The organism is Mesobacterium hydrothermale (assembly GCF_035818635.1).
GTDB lineage: Bacteria > Pseudomonadota > Alphaproteobacteria > Rhodobacterales > Rhodobacteraceae > Mesobacterium_A > Mesobacterium_A hydrothermale.
On the sequence record NZ_JAYLLH010000043.1, the window covers coordinates 1 to 17234 of the forward strand.

Consider the following 17234-nt stretch of genomic DNA (forward strand, 5'->3'; position numbering starts at 1 on the left):
TTTTTTTTTTTTTTTGTGTGGGGGGGGGGGGGGGGGGGGGGGGGGGGGGGGGGGGGGGGGGGGGGGGGCCCTGGGGGGCGCTGCCCCCTCTGGCGGCATCGCCGCCATTCACCCCCGGAGTATTGACGGAAAGATGAAAGCGCAGATGCCTAGAGCGCCGGGCCCAGGTCGATCTTGCTGCCGTCGGTGAAGCGATCAAAGCGAAAGCGTGACAGGTCGTGGCCCGGATCGTCGCCGGTCACAAGATCGGCCAGAACCCGGCCAAAGCCCGGACCGATTCCGAATCCGTGCCCGCTCATGCCGGTTGCGACGATCAGGCCGGGAAGCGGGGTGCGGTCGACCACGGGAACCACGTCGGGCAGCGTGTCGATCATCCCCGCCCAGGCTGCGCGCAGCCGGACCGGCCCCGCCTGTGGGAAAAGCCGGGTGTAGGCGCGCGCCACCTGGTCCAGCTTCTTTCGGTTGGGCGCGGGATTCAGGACGCGGATCGCCTCGAACGGGCTGGGCGTGTCCTCGGCCCAGCGGCGCGGGGTCGACCAGGCATCGGGATAGCCACGCGGGGCAGCGGGCAGGTAGCGCGTGCCGAAGGGATCGGTCTTGAGCTGTGGGAGGAATTTCGGAAGCGCGCGAAAGGCGTCGGGGCCAAGGAACAGTTCGTGGAACCCGCCGGGTGCCAGCGTCAGCCCCCCATCGGCGCGCGGGCGGAAGGCAAAGTCGCTGTCGGCGGCTGCCCCGCCATGCGGGGCGATCAGCGGTTCGGTGGCCGCGACAGACGCGCGGACCGAAAGTTGCGGGAGCGAAACGCCATGGCGGCGCAAGAACAGCGACGACCACGCGCCCGCCGCCAGCACGACCTGTTCGGTACGGATCCGGCCCTTTTCCGTCACAACCCCCGCGACCTGCCCCGCGCTCAGGTCGAGGGCGCGGGCGGCGCAGTTTTCGACGATGTGTACACCTTCGCGCGCGGCGATCCGGGCCAGGGCGGGAACCGCGACCCAAGGCTCGGCCTTCATGTCCGACGGCGTGACAAGCGCACCTGCGTAGGAGCCGCCGGCCAGTTCCGGGAACCGCCGGGCCAGGGCCGCACGATCCAGCAGTTCGGTATCCAGGTCATGCGCCCGGGCGATCCGCAGCCAGAGGGCATAGTCCGCCATTTCGGAGTCGGTGCGGGCCAGATAGGTCACCCCGACCCGCTGCAAGCCGATGTCCTGGTTTGTCAGCGGGGCGAGATCGCGCCACAGGCGGTTGGCCTCGATCATGATCGGCAGTTCGTGCGGGTCCCGGCCCTGCTGGCGGATCCAGCCCCAGTTGCGGCTGGATTGTTCGCCCGCGATGCGCCCCTTTTCGATCAAAGCCACGTGCAGTCCCTTGCGGACGGCGAAAAGCGCGGTGCAGGTGCCAATGACGCCGCCCCCGATCACCACCAGGTCAACCTTGTCTGGCAGCGAGGCGTTGTGCGCGACGGGCGTGCTTTCAGAGATCGGGAAGGCGCTCATCACCGGTTGATCCTTGTGCCGGGCTCAGACCCGGATGTTGTCGAGCAGCCGTTCCATGAAGGCTTTGCCGGCCTGGAACTGTTCCACGGTGATGTATTCGTCGGGCTGGTGCGCCATCGCGATGTTGCCAGGGCCGCAGACCACCGCTGAATAACCCGCTGCCTGGAAATGGCTGGCCTCGGTCCCGTAGCTGACCATGTTTTCCGAATTGTCACCGGTCAGACCACGGACCAGCGCCTCTGCGGTGCCGCCGGGTTCGGGCAGGAAGGGCGGCAGGTGGAAGCTTTCGATACATTCGATCCAGGTTTCCGGTCGCACTGCCTGCATTTCAGCTTCGATCTTGGCCACCTCGTCAAGGAAGACGCGGCGCCAGCGGTCGACATCTTCGCCCGGTACGACGCGGAACCCGAACTGGAACTCGCAGTCCTTGGCGGTGATGTTATGCGCGGTGCCGCCGCGGATCTGGCCGACATGGGCGGTGGTGAAAGAGGGATCGAACAGCGCCGCGATCGGGCCTGGTTCGGCCGCCATAAGCCGGTCATTCAAGTCATTTGCCCAGTCAATCAGCTTGGCCGCGTACATGATCGCGCTGACCCCGCGATGCATCATCGAGCTGTGGATTTCGAACCCGTGCACATGCACCCACCAGGTGACGCCGCCCTTGTGGCCGGTCACCGCCTTCATCTGGGTCGGTTCGCCCACGATCACGTCGCGCGCCTTGGGCATTGTCGGGGACAGCGCCGCGATCACTTCTGCGGCGCCAGAGCAGCCGATTTCCTCGTCATAGGTCAGCGCCAGTTGCAGCGGGCGCGCAAGGTCCGCATAGCGGGCTTCGACCATGGCCCAGATCGCCAGTGCGTCGAAGCCTTTCATATCGGTCGAACCGCGGCCGAACAGCTTGCCGTCCTTTTCGACGATGGTGAACGGATCGGTGGACCAATCCTGACCGTCGACCGGCACCACGTCGGTGTGGCCCGACAGCACGATCCCCCCGTCTTCCCAAGGGCCGACATGGGCCCAAAGCCCGGCCTTGCCCGGATCATCGGATTTGAGCGACATCTGCGATGCAATCCCATGCGACGCGAGATAGTCGGACACCCATTCGATCAACGGCCGGTTCGGGTCGCGGCTGACCGTCGGAAATGCAACAAGCGTATCAAGGATCTGGCGCGGGGTCAGGCGGGTGGTCATGGCAATCGGGTCCAGGCAGTAGGAGCGGGCGAGCGCGGAGCGTAGCACCGCACCGACCGGGGCGGTTGAAATCCCAAGACGCGGCACATGGGATCAGTAGCCGCTGTCGGTGATCAGCACCTTGTGGCCCGGCGACACTTCTTTGTATTCCGACAACGCGGGTTCATAATCGACCGGGTGGATCGGCGACGGGATCGGCTTGAAATTCAGGTCTTTTTCAGATTTGCGCCGGGTCGGGTCAGCAATCGGCACGGCCTTCATCAGGGCCTGGGTATAGGGGTGTTGCGGGTTTTCAAACACCGCGCGGCGCGGGCCGATTTCCACGATCCGGCCCAGGTACATCACCCCGACGTTGTGGCTGACCCGTTCGACCACGGCCATGTCATGGCTGATGAACAGGTAAGACACGCCCAGTTCGGCCTGCAGTTCCATCATCAGGTTCAGCACCTGCGCCTGTACCGACACGTCGAGCGCCGAAACCGCCTCGTCCGCGACGATCAATTTGGGGTTCAGGGCCAGCGCGCGGGCGATTGCGATCCGCTGGCGCTGACCGCCCGACAGTTCGTGCGGGTAGCGGCGCATGAAGCTGCGCGGCAATTCCACCCGGTCGAACAGCATCGCGATGCGATCTTCCAGTTCGCTACCGGAATGGGTACCGAAATTGCGCATCGGTTCGGCCACCTGGTCCATCAACTGGCGCAGCGGATTAAGGCTGGCAAAGGGATCCTGAAAGATCATCTGCATGTCGCGGCGGGCATCGCGCAACCCTTTCTGGTCAAGCGCGATGATATCCTTGCCGTCCAGCACGACTTGCCCCGAAAGCGGCTCAACCAGGCGCAGGATCGACCGCCCTGCGCTGGACTTGCCGCACCCGGACTCCCCCACAAGGCTGAGCGTCTGCCCCTTGTTGAGCGAGAAGGATACGTCTTCGACCGCGTGAACATTGGCGATGGTGCGACGGAAAAACCCTCCCTTGACCGGAAAGCGCGTGGTCAGGTGGCTGACGTCCAGCAGCACTTCGTCGGTGCCTTCGATCGGTTTGACGTTGCTGGCGTCAGAACCAAGAAGACGCATCGGCGTCGGCAGGTCGGTGCCCGTCATTTCACCCAGCTTCGGCACCGCAGCCAGCAGCGCCTTGGTGTAGTTGTGCTGCGGGTTGGCAAAGATTTCTTCGACCGGGCCTTCTTCGACCTTGTTGCCGCGGAACATGACGACGACGCGGTCGGCCATCTGCGCGACCACGGCCATATCGTGGGTGATGAACATCACTGCGGTGCCGGTTTCGCGCTTCAGCCGGTCCATCAACGCCAGGATTTCGGCCTGGATCGTCACGTCAAGCGCGGTGGTCGGCTCATCGGCGATCAGCAGGCGCGGTTCGCAGGCCAGCGCCATGGCGATCACGACGCGTTGCCGCATGCCGCCAGACAATTCGTGCGGATACTGCTTCAGGCGGCGTTCGGGTTCGGGGATGCGCACCTGTTTCAGCAGGTCAAGCGCGCGGGCTTCGGCGGCGTCCCGGCTCATCCCCATGTGCAGGCGCAGCCCTTCGGTCAACTGCTTGCCGACGGTGAACACCGGGTTCAGCGCGGTCATGGGCTCTTGGAAGATCATGCCGATCTCGTTGCCGCGGATCGTGCGCATCAGGTCCTGGTCGGTGGTGGCAAGGTCGATTTCGCCGCCTTCCTTGCGCTCAAAAAGTAGGCGGCCACCGGCGATATCCCCGCCGCCAAACTCGATCAGGCGCATCAGCGCCAGCGAGGAAACCGATTTGCCAGACCCCGATTCGCCAACGATACAGACGGTTTCGCCCGGCTTTACGTCGAAAGAAACGTCTTCGACACCAACGACTGTGCCGTTTTTCGTCTCGAATTCGACCCGCAGATTTTCGATGCGGGCGATTGTGTTGTCGAGCATGAAGAGTTCCCCATCTGTGTGTTCCTGCACGCTACCGACAGGATTTAGGCAGTGTCAAACCCCGGGGTGCCTTTCCGTAAGGCAAAGGCTTGCAATTTGCGCAGAAGCTGTTTGGATGACGCTACAGGGGGAATGCCACGCATCCAGTTTACCTTGGAACGACCGGAAAAATCCGGCGTTGCCATCGGTCGGGTGCATTCTGTGTTCCCACGAGAAACCTGTGACACCGAACAACTCGGGTCCAACAAGGAGAGAAAAATGAAGCTTAAGACCGTATTGCTGGGGGCTGTTGCCTCGGTGGGTCTGGCCCCGGCTGCATTCGCGGAACGCGGCGCAGACGGCCACGTCAACATCATCTACTGGCAGGCGCCCTCGATCCTGAACCCCTATCTGTCGGGCGGCACCAAGGATCTGGAATCGGCCTCTTTGATCGTCGAACCGCTGGGCCGTTACGACCAGAACGGTGCCCTGGTGCCGTACCTGGCAGCAGAAATCCCGACCGTGGAAAACGGCGGGGTCAGCGCCGACCTGACCCAGATCACCTGGAAGCTGAAAGAGGGCCTGAAATGGTCCGACGGCACGCCGGTGACCTCGGCCGACGTGGTCTTTACCGCGGAATACTGCATGCATCCCGAAGGCGGTTGCGCCCAGCTGGCCAAGTTCGACGGTGTCGAAAAGGTCGAGGCGATGGACGATCTGACCGTTGTGGTCACCTTCAACCAGCCCAAGCCGAACCCCTACAGCGCCTTCATGGGCGGCGAGTCGCCGATCATCCAGAAGGCGCAGTTTGAAAACTGCATGGGCGCCGCTGCCCCGAACTGCACCGAGGCCAACTTTGGCCCGATCGGCACCGGCCCGTTCGTTGTCACCGACTTCCGTCCGAACGACGTGATCCAGATGGAAGCGAACCCGAACTATCGTGACCCGGCCAAGCCTGCTTTCGCGACCCTGACCTTCAAGGGCGGCGGCGACGCCACCGCAGCGGGCCGCGCGGTTCTGGAAACCGGCGAATACGATTATGCCTGGAACCTACAGCTGGCACCCGACGTTCTGGCCCGCATGGCAGAAGGCGGCAAAGGCACCACCGTGGCCGCCTTCGGCACCCTGGTCGAGCGTCTGGAGATGAACCTGACCAACCCGTCGCCGGACCTGCCGCCGGAAACCCGTTCCACCGTAGCGGAACCGCACCCATTCCTGTCGGACCTCAACGTGCGCAAGGCACTGTCGATGGCCATCGACCGCGAACTGCTGGTGGAAGTCGGCTATGGCGAGGCCGGTCGTCCGACCTGTAACCTGGTGCCGGCCCCGGCGCTCTATGCGTCTGACAACACCGACTGCCTGACGCAGGACATCGAAGGCGCCAAGGCGCTGCTGGAAAGCGCAGGCTATGTCGACAGCGATGGCGACGGCATCCGCGAAAAAGACGGCGTCAAGCTGTCTGTCCTGTATCAGACGTCGACCAATGCCGTCCGTCAGGACTTCCAGGCGCTGATCAAGGAATGGTGGGGCGAGATCGGTGTTGAAACCGAACTCCGCAACATCGACGCATCGGTCTTCTTCGGCGGTGACCCGGGTTCGCCCGACACCTTCCAGAAGTTCTACGCCGACGTCGAAATGTACGCCAACAACTTCGACGGCACCGACCCGCAGGCCTATCTGGCAATGTACCGCTGCGGCAACGAACCGAAGCCGTCCAGCCAGTGGCAGGGTGAGAACATCAACCGTTTCTGCGATCCCGCCTATGACGAACTGATCGACGAACTGGCCCGGACCGGCTCGCTCGAAAAGCGCGGCGAACTGGCCAAGAAGATGAACGACATGCTGACCAAAGACACCTACACGATCCTGCCGCTGGTGGACCGTGGCCGTGTTTCGGCGCATTCCAACACGCTGGGTGGTGTTGTCCTGAACACCTGGGACAGCGAACTCTGGAACGTGGCCGATTGGTACCGCATCAAGTGATGCAGCCAGGGCGGGCCTTTGCCCGCCCTGCGCCCGATCCCGCAGGGCGGGCGATTTTGCCTGCCCTGCCCTTTCTCCCCAACCAAAACTCATGTCCCGAGGCGCCGCCTAGATGCTGACTTTTGCCGCCCGTCGTTCGGTTCTTGCGATCCCGACGCTTCTGTTCATCAGTTTCGTGATCTTCATGTTGCTGCAACTGGCCCCCGGCGATCCGATGGCCCAGGTTCCCCTGACCGTCCCGCCAGAGGTCAAGCAAAAGATGCGCGAGGCACTTGGCCTGGGTCAGCCACCGCTGGTGCAATACTGGAAATGGCTGGTTCAGGTGTTCTGGACCGAACCCAAGGTCTTCATCGACTACCTGACGAATTCCTCGTCGCTGCTGGGCTGGCTGCCTGACACCTCTCTCTATAATAGCGAGCAGCGCGTTCTGTCATGGCAGACCCGCAGCCCGGTCATGGATATCGTGGTGCAGCGCATCCCGCAGACACTTTGGGTTGTCGGCCTGTCCTACATCGTCGGTATCCTGATCGCCCTGCCCATCGGCATCTATTCGGCCTACCGCCAGTATTCGGTCTTCGATCAGGCCGGCACGTTCATCACCATGGTCGGTTTTTCGATCCCGCCGTTCTTCACCGGCCCGCTGCTGATCGTGATCTTCTCGGTCCAGTTGGGGTGGTTCCCGTCGATCTATGACACCACTCTGGTTGTCAACGACTGGGCCAGTTTCAAGGTCCAACTGCAACAGATGATCATGCCGGTGATGGTGCTTGCGCTGCAAACCACGGCCCAGATCAGCCGCTATATGCGGGCGTCGATGCTGGACAACCTGAACCAGGATTACGTCCGCACCGCCCGTGCCAAGGGCCTGTCCGAAGCGGTTGTCGTCATGGTGCACGTCCTGCGCAACTCGATGATCCCGGTGGTCACCGTCATCGCGTTGGGGGTGCCAGGCATCTTCGGCGGTGCCATCATTACGGAAAACGTGTTCAAGGTGAACGGCATCGGCCAGTTGCTGATCACCGCGCTGTTTGCGAACGATCTGCCGATGGTGATGACCCTGACCTTCATCTTTGCCTTCCTGATCGTCCTCTTCAACCTGATTGCCGATATCCTCTACGGCATTCTCGACCCCCGGATCCGCTATGACTGAGGCCACCACCCCCACCCCGATCGAAGCGCTCAAGGACAAGGGCCCGAGCGAGCCTCCGCACAGCCAATGGGTTGATGTCTGGCGCCAGTTCCGCAAGCACAAGGGCGCGGTTTTTGGTGGTGGCTTTTTGCTGCTCATCACGCTGGCGGTGCTGCTGGGCCCCTATATCTGGCAGGTCGATCCGCAAAAGCTCGACATCCGCAACAAGGACATGCGCCCGATCTACACCGCGATCTGGGACAGCACGGCCAAAGTCGGCTGGAACAAACCACTGGGGTCCGACCAGCTCGGCCGCGATACGCTGGCGCAGATGCTGGCGGGCGGGCGCGCCTCGATGGCGGTTGGCTGGGCCGCCATGGTGCTGTCGCTGATGATCGGCACCGCCATCGGTGTCGCCGCAGGCTATTTCAAGAAGCTGGACGGCGTGCTGATGCGACTCACCGACCTGTTCCTGTCGCTGCCGATCCTGCCGCTTCTGCTGGTCGCGGTGACGCTGTTCCGGCAACCCCTGCGCGCAGCCTTCGGACCAGAGGGCGGCATGTTCATCCTGATCGTCGGCATTGTTGGCATCACAAGCTGGATGCCCACCGCACGGATCGTGCGCGGGGATGTGCTAGCGCTCAAGGAACGTGAATTCGTACTGGCCGCCCGCTCGATCGGCACCACGCCTTACCGGATCATCAACCGCCACCTTCTGCCCAACGTGTTGTCCCCGATCATGGTGTCGGCCACGCTGGGCCTGGCCACCGCGATCATCACCGAATCCGCGCTCAGCTTCCTTGGCGTCGGCTTCCCCTCCGACTTCCCGACCTGGGGCAAGATGCTGGCCGACGCGGTTCAGCGGATGGAGGATTTCCCCGAACGGGTGATGCTGCCGGGGATCGCGATTTCGCTGACCGTGCTCAGTGTGAACTATCTGGGCGACGGCTTGCGCGACGCGCTCGACCCACGGATCCGCGGGCGATAGGCCAGCGCAGCCGAAATCGTCAAATAAGGACAACCGCCGCCGGGGACCTCTCGGGCGGCGATTTCGTTCCAGCAGCCACCCGGCCGCAGACCGCCGTTTCGATCAGAGCCGAAAACCCGGGAAATCCTTCCGACGCAGTGGCCTCGGGCTCCCCCGGGACCGCTTGATCGCCGGGGAATTTGACGCCATTCGGGAAACCGTTCCCTTTCGACGGAGACCCGCAATGTTTGAATCCCTCGGCATCACCCTCCTGACCGCGCCGCAGGCGGTCGTCGTGTTCGGCCTTGTCCTGGGCGCTGCCTTCGGGCTTTTTGCAGAGCGCACGCGCTTCTGCCTGCGCCGCGCCGTGGTGGGACAGGACCGTCGTCAAGCCGCCGGAGTCTGGTTGATCGCGCTCGCGGTGGCGATCCTGGGCACCCAGGGCGCCGTGGCCCTGGGCTGGATCGGTTTCGCCGACCACCGGTTCCATGCACCAGACCTGCCGCTTGCCGCGATCCTGACCGGCGGCCTCCTGTTCGGCGCGGGTATGGTGCTGGCGCGCGGCTGCGCGTCGCGCCTGACGGTGCTGGCGGGCACCGGCAACCTGCGCGCGCTGATCGCGCTCGGCGTCTTTGCCATCACCGCCAAAGCCACGATTTCAGGTGTGCTGGCCCCGATCCCGCAGGTGCTCGCGCAGGTGACGGTTCCGCTGGGCGGTGCCCTGCCTCCCGTCCTCGCCCCGCTGCTCGGCCTGGCGGCATTGGCCTTTGCCCTGCGCTCCGGCAACCGGGCCTCTACCCTGGTCACCGCCGCGCTGCTTGGCGCGCTTGTGCCTCTGGCCTGGGTCGGCACAGGGTTCGTCTTTCAGGACGATTTTGACCCGGTGGCCTTCGAAAGCCTCGCCTTCACCGCACCTTTTGCCGAAACGCTGTTCTGGTCCTCTGCCGCCACCGCCGTGGCACCAGGGTTCGGCGTGGGTCTTGTCGCGGGTGTCTTCCTCGGCGCCGCCGCCTCGGCCGCTCTCGGCCGCCGCAGTCACTGGCAAAGCTTTACCTCCCCGGATCAAACCGGTCGCAGCCTGGCTGGCGGGGCGCTGATGGGCATCGGCGGTGTTCTCGCCGGAGGCTGCAGCGTCGGAGCAGGCCTCGCAGGCCTCCCGACGCTTGGCATCGCGGCGGCGCTGGCCCTTGCTGCCATTGTCAGCGGAGCCTGGCTCACCAACGCCTTGCTGACCTCGCGCAGCGCGACGCCGGCCGTCCCCGCCGAATAGCCCCTTTCATCTTTCCAGCAAATACTCTGGGGGTGAATTGCCCCGCAGGGGCAAGAGAGGGCAACGCCCCCTCTCGCGCCCGACACCCGCCACGCCGCCGGGAATCAGTGCCCGTCTTTTTCGATCTTGTGATGTATGCGCCGGATCATCAGCCAGACAGCCAGCACAACCACTGGCGTCACCATCGCCGTGATCATCCCCTTGGACAGACCCGTCACCCCACTCAGCGGATAAAGGACATATCCCGCCAGCGACACGGCGTAGTAACTGATCGCCACCACCGACAGCCCCTCGACGGTCTTTTGCAGCCGCAGTTGCAGGTCCGCCCTCTGGTTCATGCTTTCCAGCAGTTGCTGGTTCTGGGCCGACCGCTGCACCTCGACCCGGGTGCGCAGCAGATCGCCTGCCCGCATCGCGCGATTCGACATGGTTTCAAGCCGCCCACGCGCCGATTTCACCGTGCGCATCGCCGGGTCATAGCGCCGGGCCATGAACTCGCGAAAACTCTGCCGCCCACGGAACCGGTCTTCGCGCAGCACCTGGATCCGCTGCGCCACCAGCGCCTCGTAGGCCTCGGTCGCGCCGAACCGAAACGACATCTGCGCTGACAGACTCTCCAGTTCCTCGGACACCGACAACAGCGCCTTCAGCGTCTGCTCGGGCTGGGCCACGCTCTGGGTCATGTCCGACATCAGCCGCGTCAACTCATCGTCGATTTCGCCCATCCGGGGCGAGATCTGGCGCACCCGCGAAAACCCCAGCATCGACATCGCCTTGTAGGTCTCGACCTCGCACAGGCGCTGTACGATCCGGCCCACGCGGCGCGCGCCGATCCCGGGGTTGGCATAGACGGCAAAGCGCATCTGCCCGGCCGGATCGATGCGGAAATCGGTGCCCACCACGGCCTCGTCGTCGATCACCCGGCTGGCGGCCAGGCTTTCCTGGACAAAGGTTTTCTGCAATTCCGCGTCGATCTGCGCTTCGTCCGCGGGCCGCTCCGCAACCCGGATCAGCGCCGAGGTCAGCCGGAAGCCGGGGGCCTGATCCAACCAGTCATCGGGAAAGACATCGAAATCCGCGGGATCGAAGGGCCGATCGCCCACCCCGTCCATGAACACCGTGTAGGTCACGAATTCCGTATGCTGTTCCCATTTCAGCATGTGCTGGCCGATCTGGCCGGAAAAGTGCGTGGTGCCGGGCTGCGGGTGCTGGGTGCCATAGCGGTCCAGCAGCGCGATCAGGTGGCGACGGTCCTCCTCGCGGTCGCGGGTAACCGCGCCGACCTGTTTCTTGACCGCCAGGTAGACCGCCCGGCAGGGGGTCTTGAGCGACGGGAAGGGGCGCGCGTGCAGCTCGTTGGCAAGGGCATAGCGCAGCGGATGATCCTGGATGGGCGGCATTGGGCGATCCGACAGATGAAAACGGTTCCGAGCCTAGTCCCGGGGGCCGGAATGTAAAGCGGGAAGAGCTTTGGATTCAGGGACTTATCAGGATGAAATCGCATACCAGGGCAGGTGTTTGCGCCAAAGGCAGGGATTTCAGGGGCTTGGCGCATGGCGCCTTGTCCGCCCCCTGTGGCGGGAAAGGCACGGCGCCAGGGGGCGCGGGCTTGACGAAACCGGTTTCAACCGCCCATCTGGCAGGACTGGAGGACACCTGATGACCGACACCCAAGACCTGCGCCAGACCGCGCGTACCCTGTTCGACGCCGCCGTTGCCGCCGCCGATCCGGCGCGTGCGATGGCGCGCGCCCTGGGACACACGCCACTGCCCACGCCCAAAGGGCGCAGCATCGTGATCGCGGTGGGCAAGGCCGCCCCCGCGATGATGACCGCGACCCTGCCCCATGTCCCCGGCCCGGTCGAGGCGCTGGTCGTCACCCATCACGAAAACCCCGAGGACGCCCCGGGCGCTCGCGTGATGCGCGCTGGCCATCCGGTGCCGGACGCCGCCGGGCTGCAAGCTGCAACCGCTGTCATGGACCTGCTGGACAGCGCCGGGCCGGACGACGCGGTGATTGCATTGATCTCGGGCGGCGGCTCTGCGCTCTTGCCCGCGCCGGTGCCGGGCCTGACGCTGGCGGACAAGGCCGAGGTGAACAGGGTGCTGCTGGGCGGCGGGCTTGACATCACCGCGATGAACCTGGTGCGGCAGAACCTGTCGCAGTTGAAAGGCGGGGGCTTTCTGCGCCGTGCGGCCCCTGCCCCGGTGACGGCCTACCTGCTGTCCGACGTGATCGGTGACGACCTGCGGGTGATCGCCAGCGGGCCCACGGTCGGCCCCGTCGGCAGCGCGACAGAGGCCAGGGCCCTGTTGCAGGACCGCAGGTTGTGGGATGCCCTGCCCGCCGCAGCGCGCACCGTACTGGACAGGACCGGTGCCAACGCCCCCCTGCCCAGCGCGACCAACACGCTGATCGGGTCGAACCGGCACTCGCTGGAAGCGATGCAGGCCGTGGCGCCGGACCGGGCCGAGATCATCAACGACCGGCTGGAGGGTGACGTGGCCGAGGCCGCCGCTGTCGTTCTGGCCCAGTTCAAGACCCCCAAGACCCCGCGCATCCTGCTGTTCGGGGGTGAAACCACCGTTCGACTGACCGGAAACGGGCGGGGCGGGCGCAATCAGGAACTGGCGCTGCGGGTGGCCATGGGCGCACCGGCGGTCGGGTTCGACTGGCTGTTCCTGTCGGGCGGTACGGATGGCCGCGACGGGCCCACCGATGCCGCGGGCGGGATCGTGGATGCCGGAACCGTGGCGCGGATCGCGCAAGCGGGCGGAGATGCGCGGGCGCTGTTGGCCAACAATGACAGTTACGCGGCCCTCAGGTTGGCCGGGGATCTTCTGATCACGGCGGCGACGGGGACCAATGTGGCGGATGTTCAGGCGCTGCTCTTGCGGCCCAGAGAGGCCTCCAGAGAGGCCTGATGCCGGCAGCGCCTGTCCCGGCGCTTGCGTGTATCCACGGCAGACAGCGAGGGGGCTGTCTGCCCCCTCGCGCTCCCCCGAGGATATTTCGGGCAAGATGATGGGCAGGAAAGTCTGGATCAGTCGTCGAACAGGATCGTGACGCGGCGGTTCTGCTTGCCCTTGTTTTCGAGCTTGCCAAGCTTCAGCGCGCCGATTTCAGCGGTGCGGGCAACATGGGTGCCGCCGCAGGGTTGCAGATCGACCTGGGCATCGCCGTGCCCGATCCGTACCAGCCGCACCCGGCCCTGGCCGCGCGGCGGGCTGACCGACATGGTCTTGACCAGTTCCGGGCGGGCATCAAGATCGGCCTCGGTGATCCAGTCTTCGGTCACCGGCAGGTCGAGATCGACCAGCGCGTTCAGCCGTGCCTCGATCGCGTCGCGGTCCCCCGGCGCCTCGGGCATGTTGAAGTCGAGCCGCCCGCGATCCGCGGCAATCGCGCCGCCGGTCACGCCATAGGGCAGCACCACCGACAGCAGGTGCAGTGCAGTATGGATACGCATGTGGCGGTGGCGACGGTCCCAGTCGAGCGTCTGCTGCACCATGGTGCCGACCGGCGGCAACGGCGTGGGCTCTGCCGGGACCAGAACGATATCGTCGCCGTCCCCCTTGACCGCCGTGGCGATTTCAAGCGCCCCGCCGGGCCAGGCCAGCCGCCCGCTGTCGCCGGGCTGGCCGCCGCCCTTGGCATAAAACACCGTCCTGTCCAGCACGATCCCGCCTTCGGGTGTGTGGGCCGTGACCCTGGCCTCTGCCTCTCGCAGATAGGCGTCGTCGCGGAAAAGCGGCTCTGTCATGCGTTGTCCTCGTCTTTCTGGGGCTCTGGCCTGGGCTCCGGGACCGGTGCCTGTTTTCCGACCAGCGCCTCTGGGTTGCGGATCCAGACATCGCGCTGTGCAAAGGGAATCTCGATGCCTTCCCGGGCAAACGCTTCGACGATCTGGTGGCGCATTTCGGTACGTACAGCCAACCCCTGGTTGATGTCGTGCAGCACGGCGCGAACGCGGAAATCGAGCGAATCCGCGCCGAAGCCCATGAAATCCACCCCCGGTGCGGGGTTCAGCATCACCGCGTCGTGGCGCCTGGCGATATCCAGCAGGATCTTTTCGACCTTGCGGGTATCGGTGCCATAGGCCACGCCCACCTCGACGATGATCCGGCCCAGCAGATTTCCGCGGGTGTAGTTGCGCACCTGGCCGCTGACCAGGTCGGCGTTGGGCACGATCACGTCGAACTTGTCGAAGGTCTCGATCCGGGTCGAGCGAACGGAAATATCGCGCACGATGCCATGCTGGCCGCCGACCTCGATCCAGTCCCCTTCACCGATCGGGCGCTCGATCAGCAGGATGATGCCCGAGACAAAGTTCGACACGATGTTCTGAAGGCCGAAACCGATGCCGACCGACAAGGCACCGGCAACGATGGCAAGATTGGACAGGTCGAGCCCCGCGCTGGTGATCGCCACCAGGGCCGCGAGGAATATGCCAAGGTAACCGACGCCCGAAGTGATCGCATTCTGCCCGCCGACGTCGATCCTGGTGCGCGGCAGCACCGAGGTGCGCAGCCCCTTTTGCAGCAGCCGCGTCGCGAAATAACCAATGGAAAAGACGATCGCGAAGGTGAGGAAATCAGAGGGCGAAATTCGCGTGTCACCCATCTGGAACCCCTCCTGGAACCGGGTCCAGAGTTCCGTCAGGTCGGCGACGCGCGCGCCCCAGATCAGCGCCAGCACCGGCAGAGCCAGCAACACCAGCAGAAAGCCCGCCAGCACCGGCAGAAGGCTGGCCGCCTCGCTCACCGACTTGTCGGTCGCCATGCGATAGAGATCGTTGACGAACCGTTGCAGGATCAAGACAACCCCGGCAAGGCAGAGCGACAGGACCGTCGGATAAACCATCGCGGTGCCCGCATTGGTATAGCCGATACCCGACATCACCGGGCCGACCACGGCAACGCCCATGGTGATGCGCCCGGCCAGCCGCGCAAGGCCATTGCGGAACTGCGCGACCTCGGACAGCGGCTCGGCATCTTCGGGGTGATGGCGCCCGATACCGGTCAGAAGCTGGCCGAAGCGGAACAGGAACAGCGCGCAGACCAACAGGATCGGGAAATCCATGACGGCCAGAAGGTCGGGTTCGAAATTCGCGGTCGTGGCCAGCGCATTCAGCAGGCCGCGCATGGCAAGAAGCACCCCGAAGAGCGAGAAATAGGCGCGCGCCTCGATGCGGCGCGTGGCCTCGAAATGTACCGTGGCGATTTCGTCGTCGCGGTGAAAGCTTTGGTCGGCAAGCCAGCGGATGAACAGCAGGATCGCCCCCAGCGCGGGCACATGCTGCAAAAGGATCAGCCCGCGGGTGCCGAACATGCCCGTCGCCTCGGCCGCGTTGGTCAGCGCAACAAGCCCCAGCAATGGCAACAGGATCATCCCGAGAGAAACGATGAAGCTCCAGACTCCGGTTCCACGTCTGGTCTTGCCACGCAAGTATTCCACGGCCCGCCCGATCCAGCGCCGCCCGCGCAGCACCAGCACGATGGCAAACAGCACCAGCGTGATGATCAGCGGCAGGTTGCTGCGCATCTCGGCCTGCTTGACGTCGGATTTCCACGCGTTGGTGACTTCGCCCAGCACGCTGTACATGGCGCCAACCAGTTCTTCGAGCGCGGGGGCCCAGCGTTGCGGATTCAACGGCGATGGCCCCAGTTCCAGCAGCGCATCGGTCTGCCGCGACCGGATCATGGTGTCGATTTCCCGGATCAGGCCATCGGCCCGGCTGTAGGCCTCGACCGCGCGTTGCACCGGTGTTCGCAGGCGTGCCAGTTGATCGGTCAGCTCTGTCCGGCGGGCGGCGATTTCGGCGTCTTCGGTACCGTCCTCTGGTACCGGGCCAAGCGCGTCAAGCTGCGCCTGAAGGGTCGAAATCCGGTCGGAGCTGGTCGATTGTGCCGACAGGAACGTTTCGCGATAGGTCGCGATTTCAGCACGCAGTTGTTCCAGCGCAGCATCCGACGCACGACCGGCTTCGATCACGTCTTCGGCGCGGGTCGCCAGTTTCGTCCAGGCGTCATAGTCGATGTCAGTCTGGGCCAGGCCGGCGCCGACCCAAAGCAAAAAGGTCAGGCACAGGGCGGCAAAGCCGCGCAGGAAATGCGTCATATTATGCGTAAACCTCTGGAATTTCGGACGGTTCGCGGGTCAGCCATCCCGGAAGTGGCAACCCCTTTTCCGCCAGGAATTTCGGGTTGAACAGCTTCGACTGGTACCGTGTGCCAAAGTCGCACAGGATCGTCACGATGGTGTGGCCCGGCCCCATGTCCTGTGCCATGCGGATCGCACCGGCGACGTTCACACCGGACGACCCGCCCAGGCACAGCCCCTCTTCGGACAACAGGTCGAACACCACCGGCAGCGCCTCGGCATCCGGGATGCGATAGGTGAAATCGGGGGTGAACCCTTCCAGGTTGGCGGTGATCCGGCCCTGCCCGATGCCTTCGGTGATCGAACTGCCGGGGTTGTCCAGCCCGGTATACAGCTTGTAAAGTCCCGCGCCTTCGGGATCGGCCAGCCCGATTTTCACGCCCTTGGGCTGCAGCGCCATGCCGACACCGGCGAACGTGCCGCCAGAGCCCACCGCGCAGATGAACCCGTCGACCTTGCCGCCGGTCTGGTCCCAGATCTCGGGGCCAGTGGTTTCGATGTGCGACTGCCGGTTCGCCACGTTGTCGAACTGGTTGGCCCAGATCGCCCCGTTCGCTTCGGATTGCGCCAGCCGTTCGGCAAGCCGCCCGGAATACTTGACGTAATTGTTGGGGTCGGCATAGGGCACCGCCGGAACCTCGATCAGTTCCGCCCCGGCAAGGCGCAGCATGTCCTTCTTTTCCTGGCTTTGGGTTTCGGGGATCACGATCACCGTGCGAAAGCCCATGGACGATCCCACCAGCGCCAGCCCGATCCCGGTGTTCCCGGCGGTGCCTTCGACGATGGTACCGCCCGGCGCCAGTTGCCCCTTCGCCACCGCGTCGCGGATGATGTACAGCGCGGCACGGTCCTTGACCGACTGGCCGGGGTTCAGAAATTCGGCCTTGCCCAGAATGGTGCAGCCGGTCAGCTCGCTGGCTTTCTTCAGCTTGATCAATGGCGTATTGCCGATGGCTTGCGCCAGGTCATTCGCGACACGCATGGGGCTGCTCCTTCGCTGCGGTTCCTCTCCCCCTCAGGTGTAGGGCCCGGCGGGCGGGAACTCAATGCCCCGTGGACGGCAGAGCCTAGTGGATTGAATCCAACATTTGGAACCCTCGATTTCTTGCGGCGATGATGTCGTTGGGGTCTGCCCGCCAAAC

The 17234-nt window shown here is 64.7% G+C and carries 12 protein-coding genes; 5 read left to right on the plus strand and 7 right to left on the minus strand.

Going from position 1 to position 17234, the window contains the following annotated elements:
- Positions 1-149: 149 nt before the first annotated feature.
- From VK792_RS18165 to VK792_RS18175, 3 genes are all read right to left on the minus strand, one after another.
- Complete coding sequence (locus VK792_RS18165; protein ID WP_326299291.1) at positions 150-1496, minus strand: NAD(P)/FAD-dependent oxidoreductase; 1347 nt, start codon at positions 1494-1496, stop codon at positions 150-152.
- A 24-nt stretch (positions 1497-1520) separates the two neighbouring features.
- Positions 1521-2687 carry an acetylornithine deacetylase gene (gene argE / locus VK792_RS18170; RefSeq protein WP_326299292.1) on the minus strand — a complete coding sequence of 389 codons (1167 nt, stop codon included), beginning with the start codon at positions 2685-2687 and terminating at the stop codon, positions 1521-1523.
- Positions 2688-2780: 93 nt separating this feature from the next.
- Entirely contained in the window at positions 2781-4601 is a 1821-nt protein-coding gene (locus tag VK792_RS18175) for an ABC transporter ATP-binding protein (RefSeq protein WP_326299293.1), read from the minus strand.
- Between the two features lie 258 nt (positions 4602-4859).
- On the opposite strand from VK792_RS18175, the gene VK792_RS18180 reads away from it, so the two are divergent.
- The 4 genes from VK792_RS18180 to VK792_RS18195 all read left to right on the plus strand — a co-directional run bounded on the left by VK792_RS18180 (position 4860) and on the right by VK792_RS18195 (position 9929).
- A complete protein-coding gene (locus VK792_RS18180; protein WP_326299294.1) occupies positions 4860-6563 on the plus strand; it encodes a peptide ABC transporter substrate-binding protein in 1704 nt (567 codons plus the stop codon).
- A 112-nt stretch (positions 6564-6675) separates the two neighbouring features.
- Complete coding sequence (locus VK792_RS18185; protein WP_326299295.1) at positions 6676-7713, plus strand: ABC transporter permease; 1038 nt, start codon at positions 6676-6678, stop codon at positions 7711-7713.
- Positions 7706-8680 carry an ABC transporter permease gene (locus tag VK792_RS18190; RefSeq protein WP_326299296.1) on the plus strand — a complete coding sequence of 325 codons (975 nt, stop codon included), beginning with the start codon at positions 7706-7708 and terminating at the stop codon, positions 8678-8680. The genes VK792_RS18185 and VK792_RS18190 overlap by 8 nt, the downstream gene beginning before the upstream one ends.
- A gap of 223 nt (positions 8681-8903) precedes the next feature.
- Positions 8904-9929, plus strand: a complete 1026-nt coding sequence (locus tag VK792_RS18195; RefSeq protein ID WP_326299297.1) for a YeeE/YedE family protein — start codon at positions 8904-8906, stop codon at positions 9927-9929.
- Positions 9930-10033: 104 nt separating this feature from the next.
- Here the strand turns inward: VK792_RS18195 and VK792_RS18200 are convergent, their stop codons facing one another.
- Positions 10034-11329, minus strand: coding sequence for a DUF3422 family protein (locus VK792_RS18200; RefSeq protein ID WP_326299298.1), 1296 nt, complete (start codon positions 11327-11329; stop codon positions 10034-10036).
- Between the two features lie 259 nt (positions 11330-11588).
- Between VK792_RS18200 and VK792_RS18205 the strand changes: the two genes are divergently transcribed.
- Positions 11589-12854 (plus strand): glycerate kinase type-2 family protein, encoded by a 1266-nt coding sequence (locus VK792_RS18205; protein WP_326299299.1) that lies wholly within the window; start codon positions 11589-11591, stop codon positions 12852-12854.
- Between the two features lie 119 nt (positions 12855-12973).
- Here the strand turns inward: VK792_RS18205 and VK792_RS18210 are convergent, their stop codons facing one another.
- Genes VK792_RS18210 through VK792_RS18220 form a run of 3 tightly spaced genes read right to left on the minus strand, consistent with a single transcriptional unit; the run spans position 12974 to position 17074 of the window.
- On the minus strand, positions 12974-13693 hold the full coding sequence (locus VK792_RS18210; protein ID WP_326299300.1) for an alanyl-tRNA editing protein: 720 nt from the start codon (positions 13691-13693) through the stop codon (positions 12974-12976).
- Entirely contained in the window at positions 13690-16050 is a 2361-nt protein-coding gene (locus tag VK792_RS18215) for a DUF3772 domain-containing protein (RefSeq protein ID WP_326299301.1), read from the minus strand. The genes VK792_RS18210 and VK792_RS18215 overlap by 4 nt, the downstream gene beginning before the upstream one ends.
- A gap of 1 nt (position 16051) precedes the next feature.
- Entirely contained in the window at positions 16052-17074 is a 1023-nt protein-coding gene (locus VK792_RS18220; RefSeq protein WP_326299302.1) for a cysteine synthase A, read from the minus strand.
- Positions 17075-17234 lie beyond the last annotated feature (160 nt).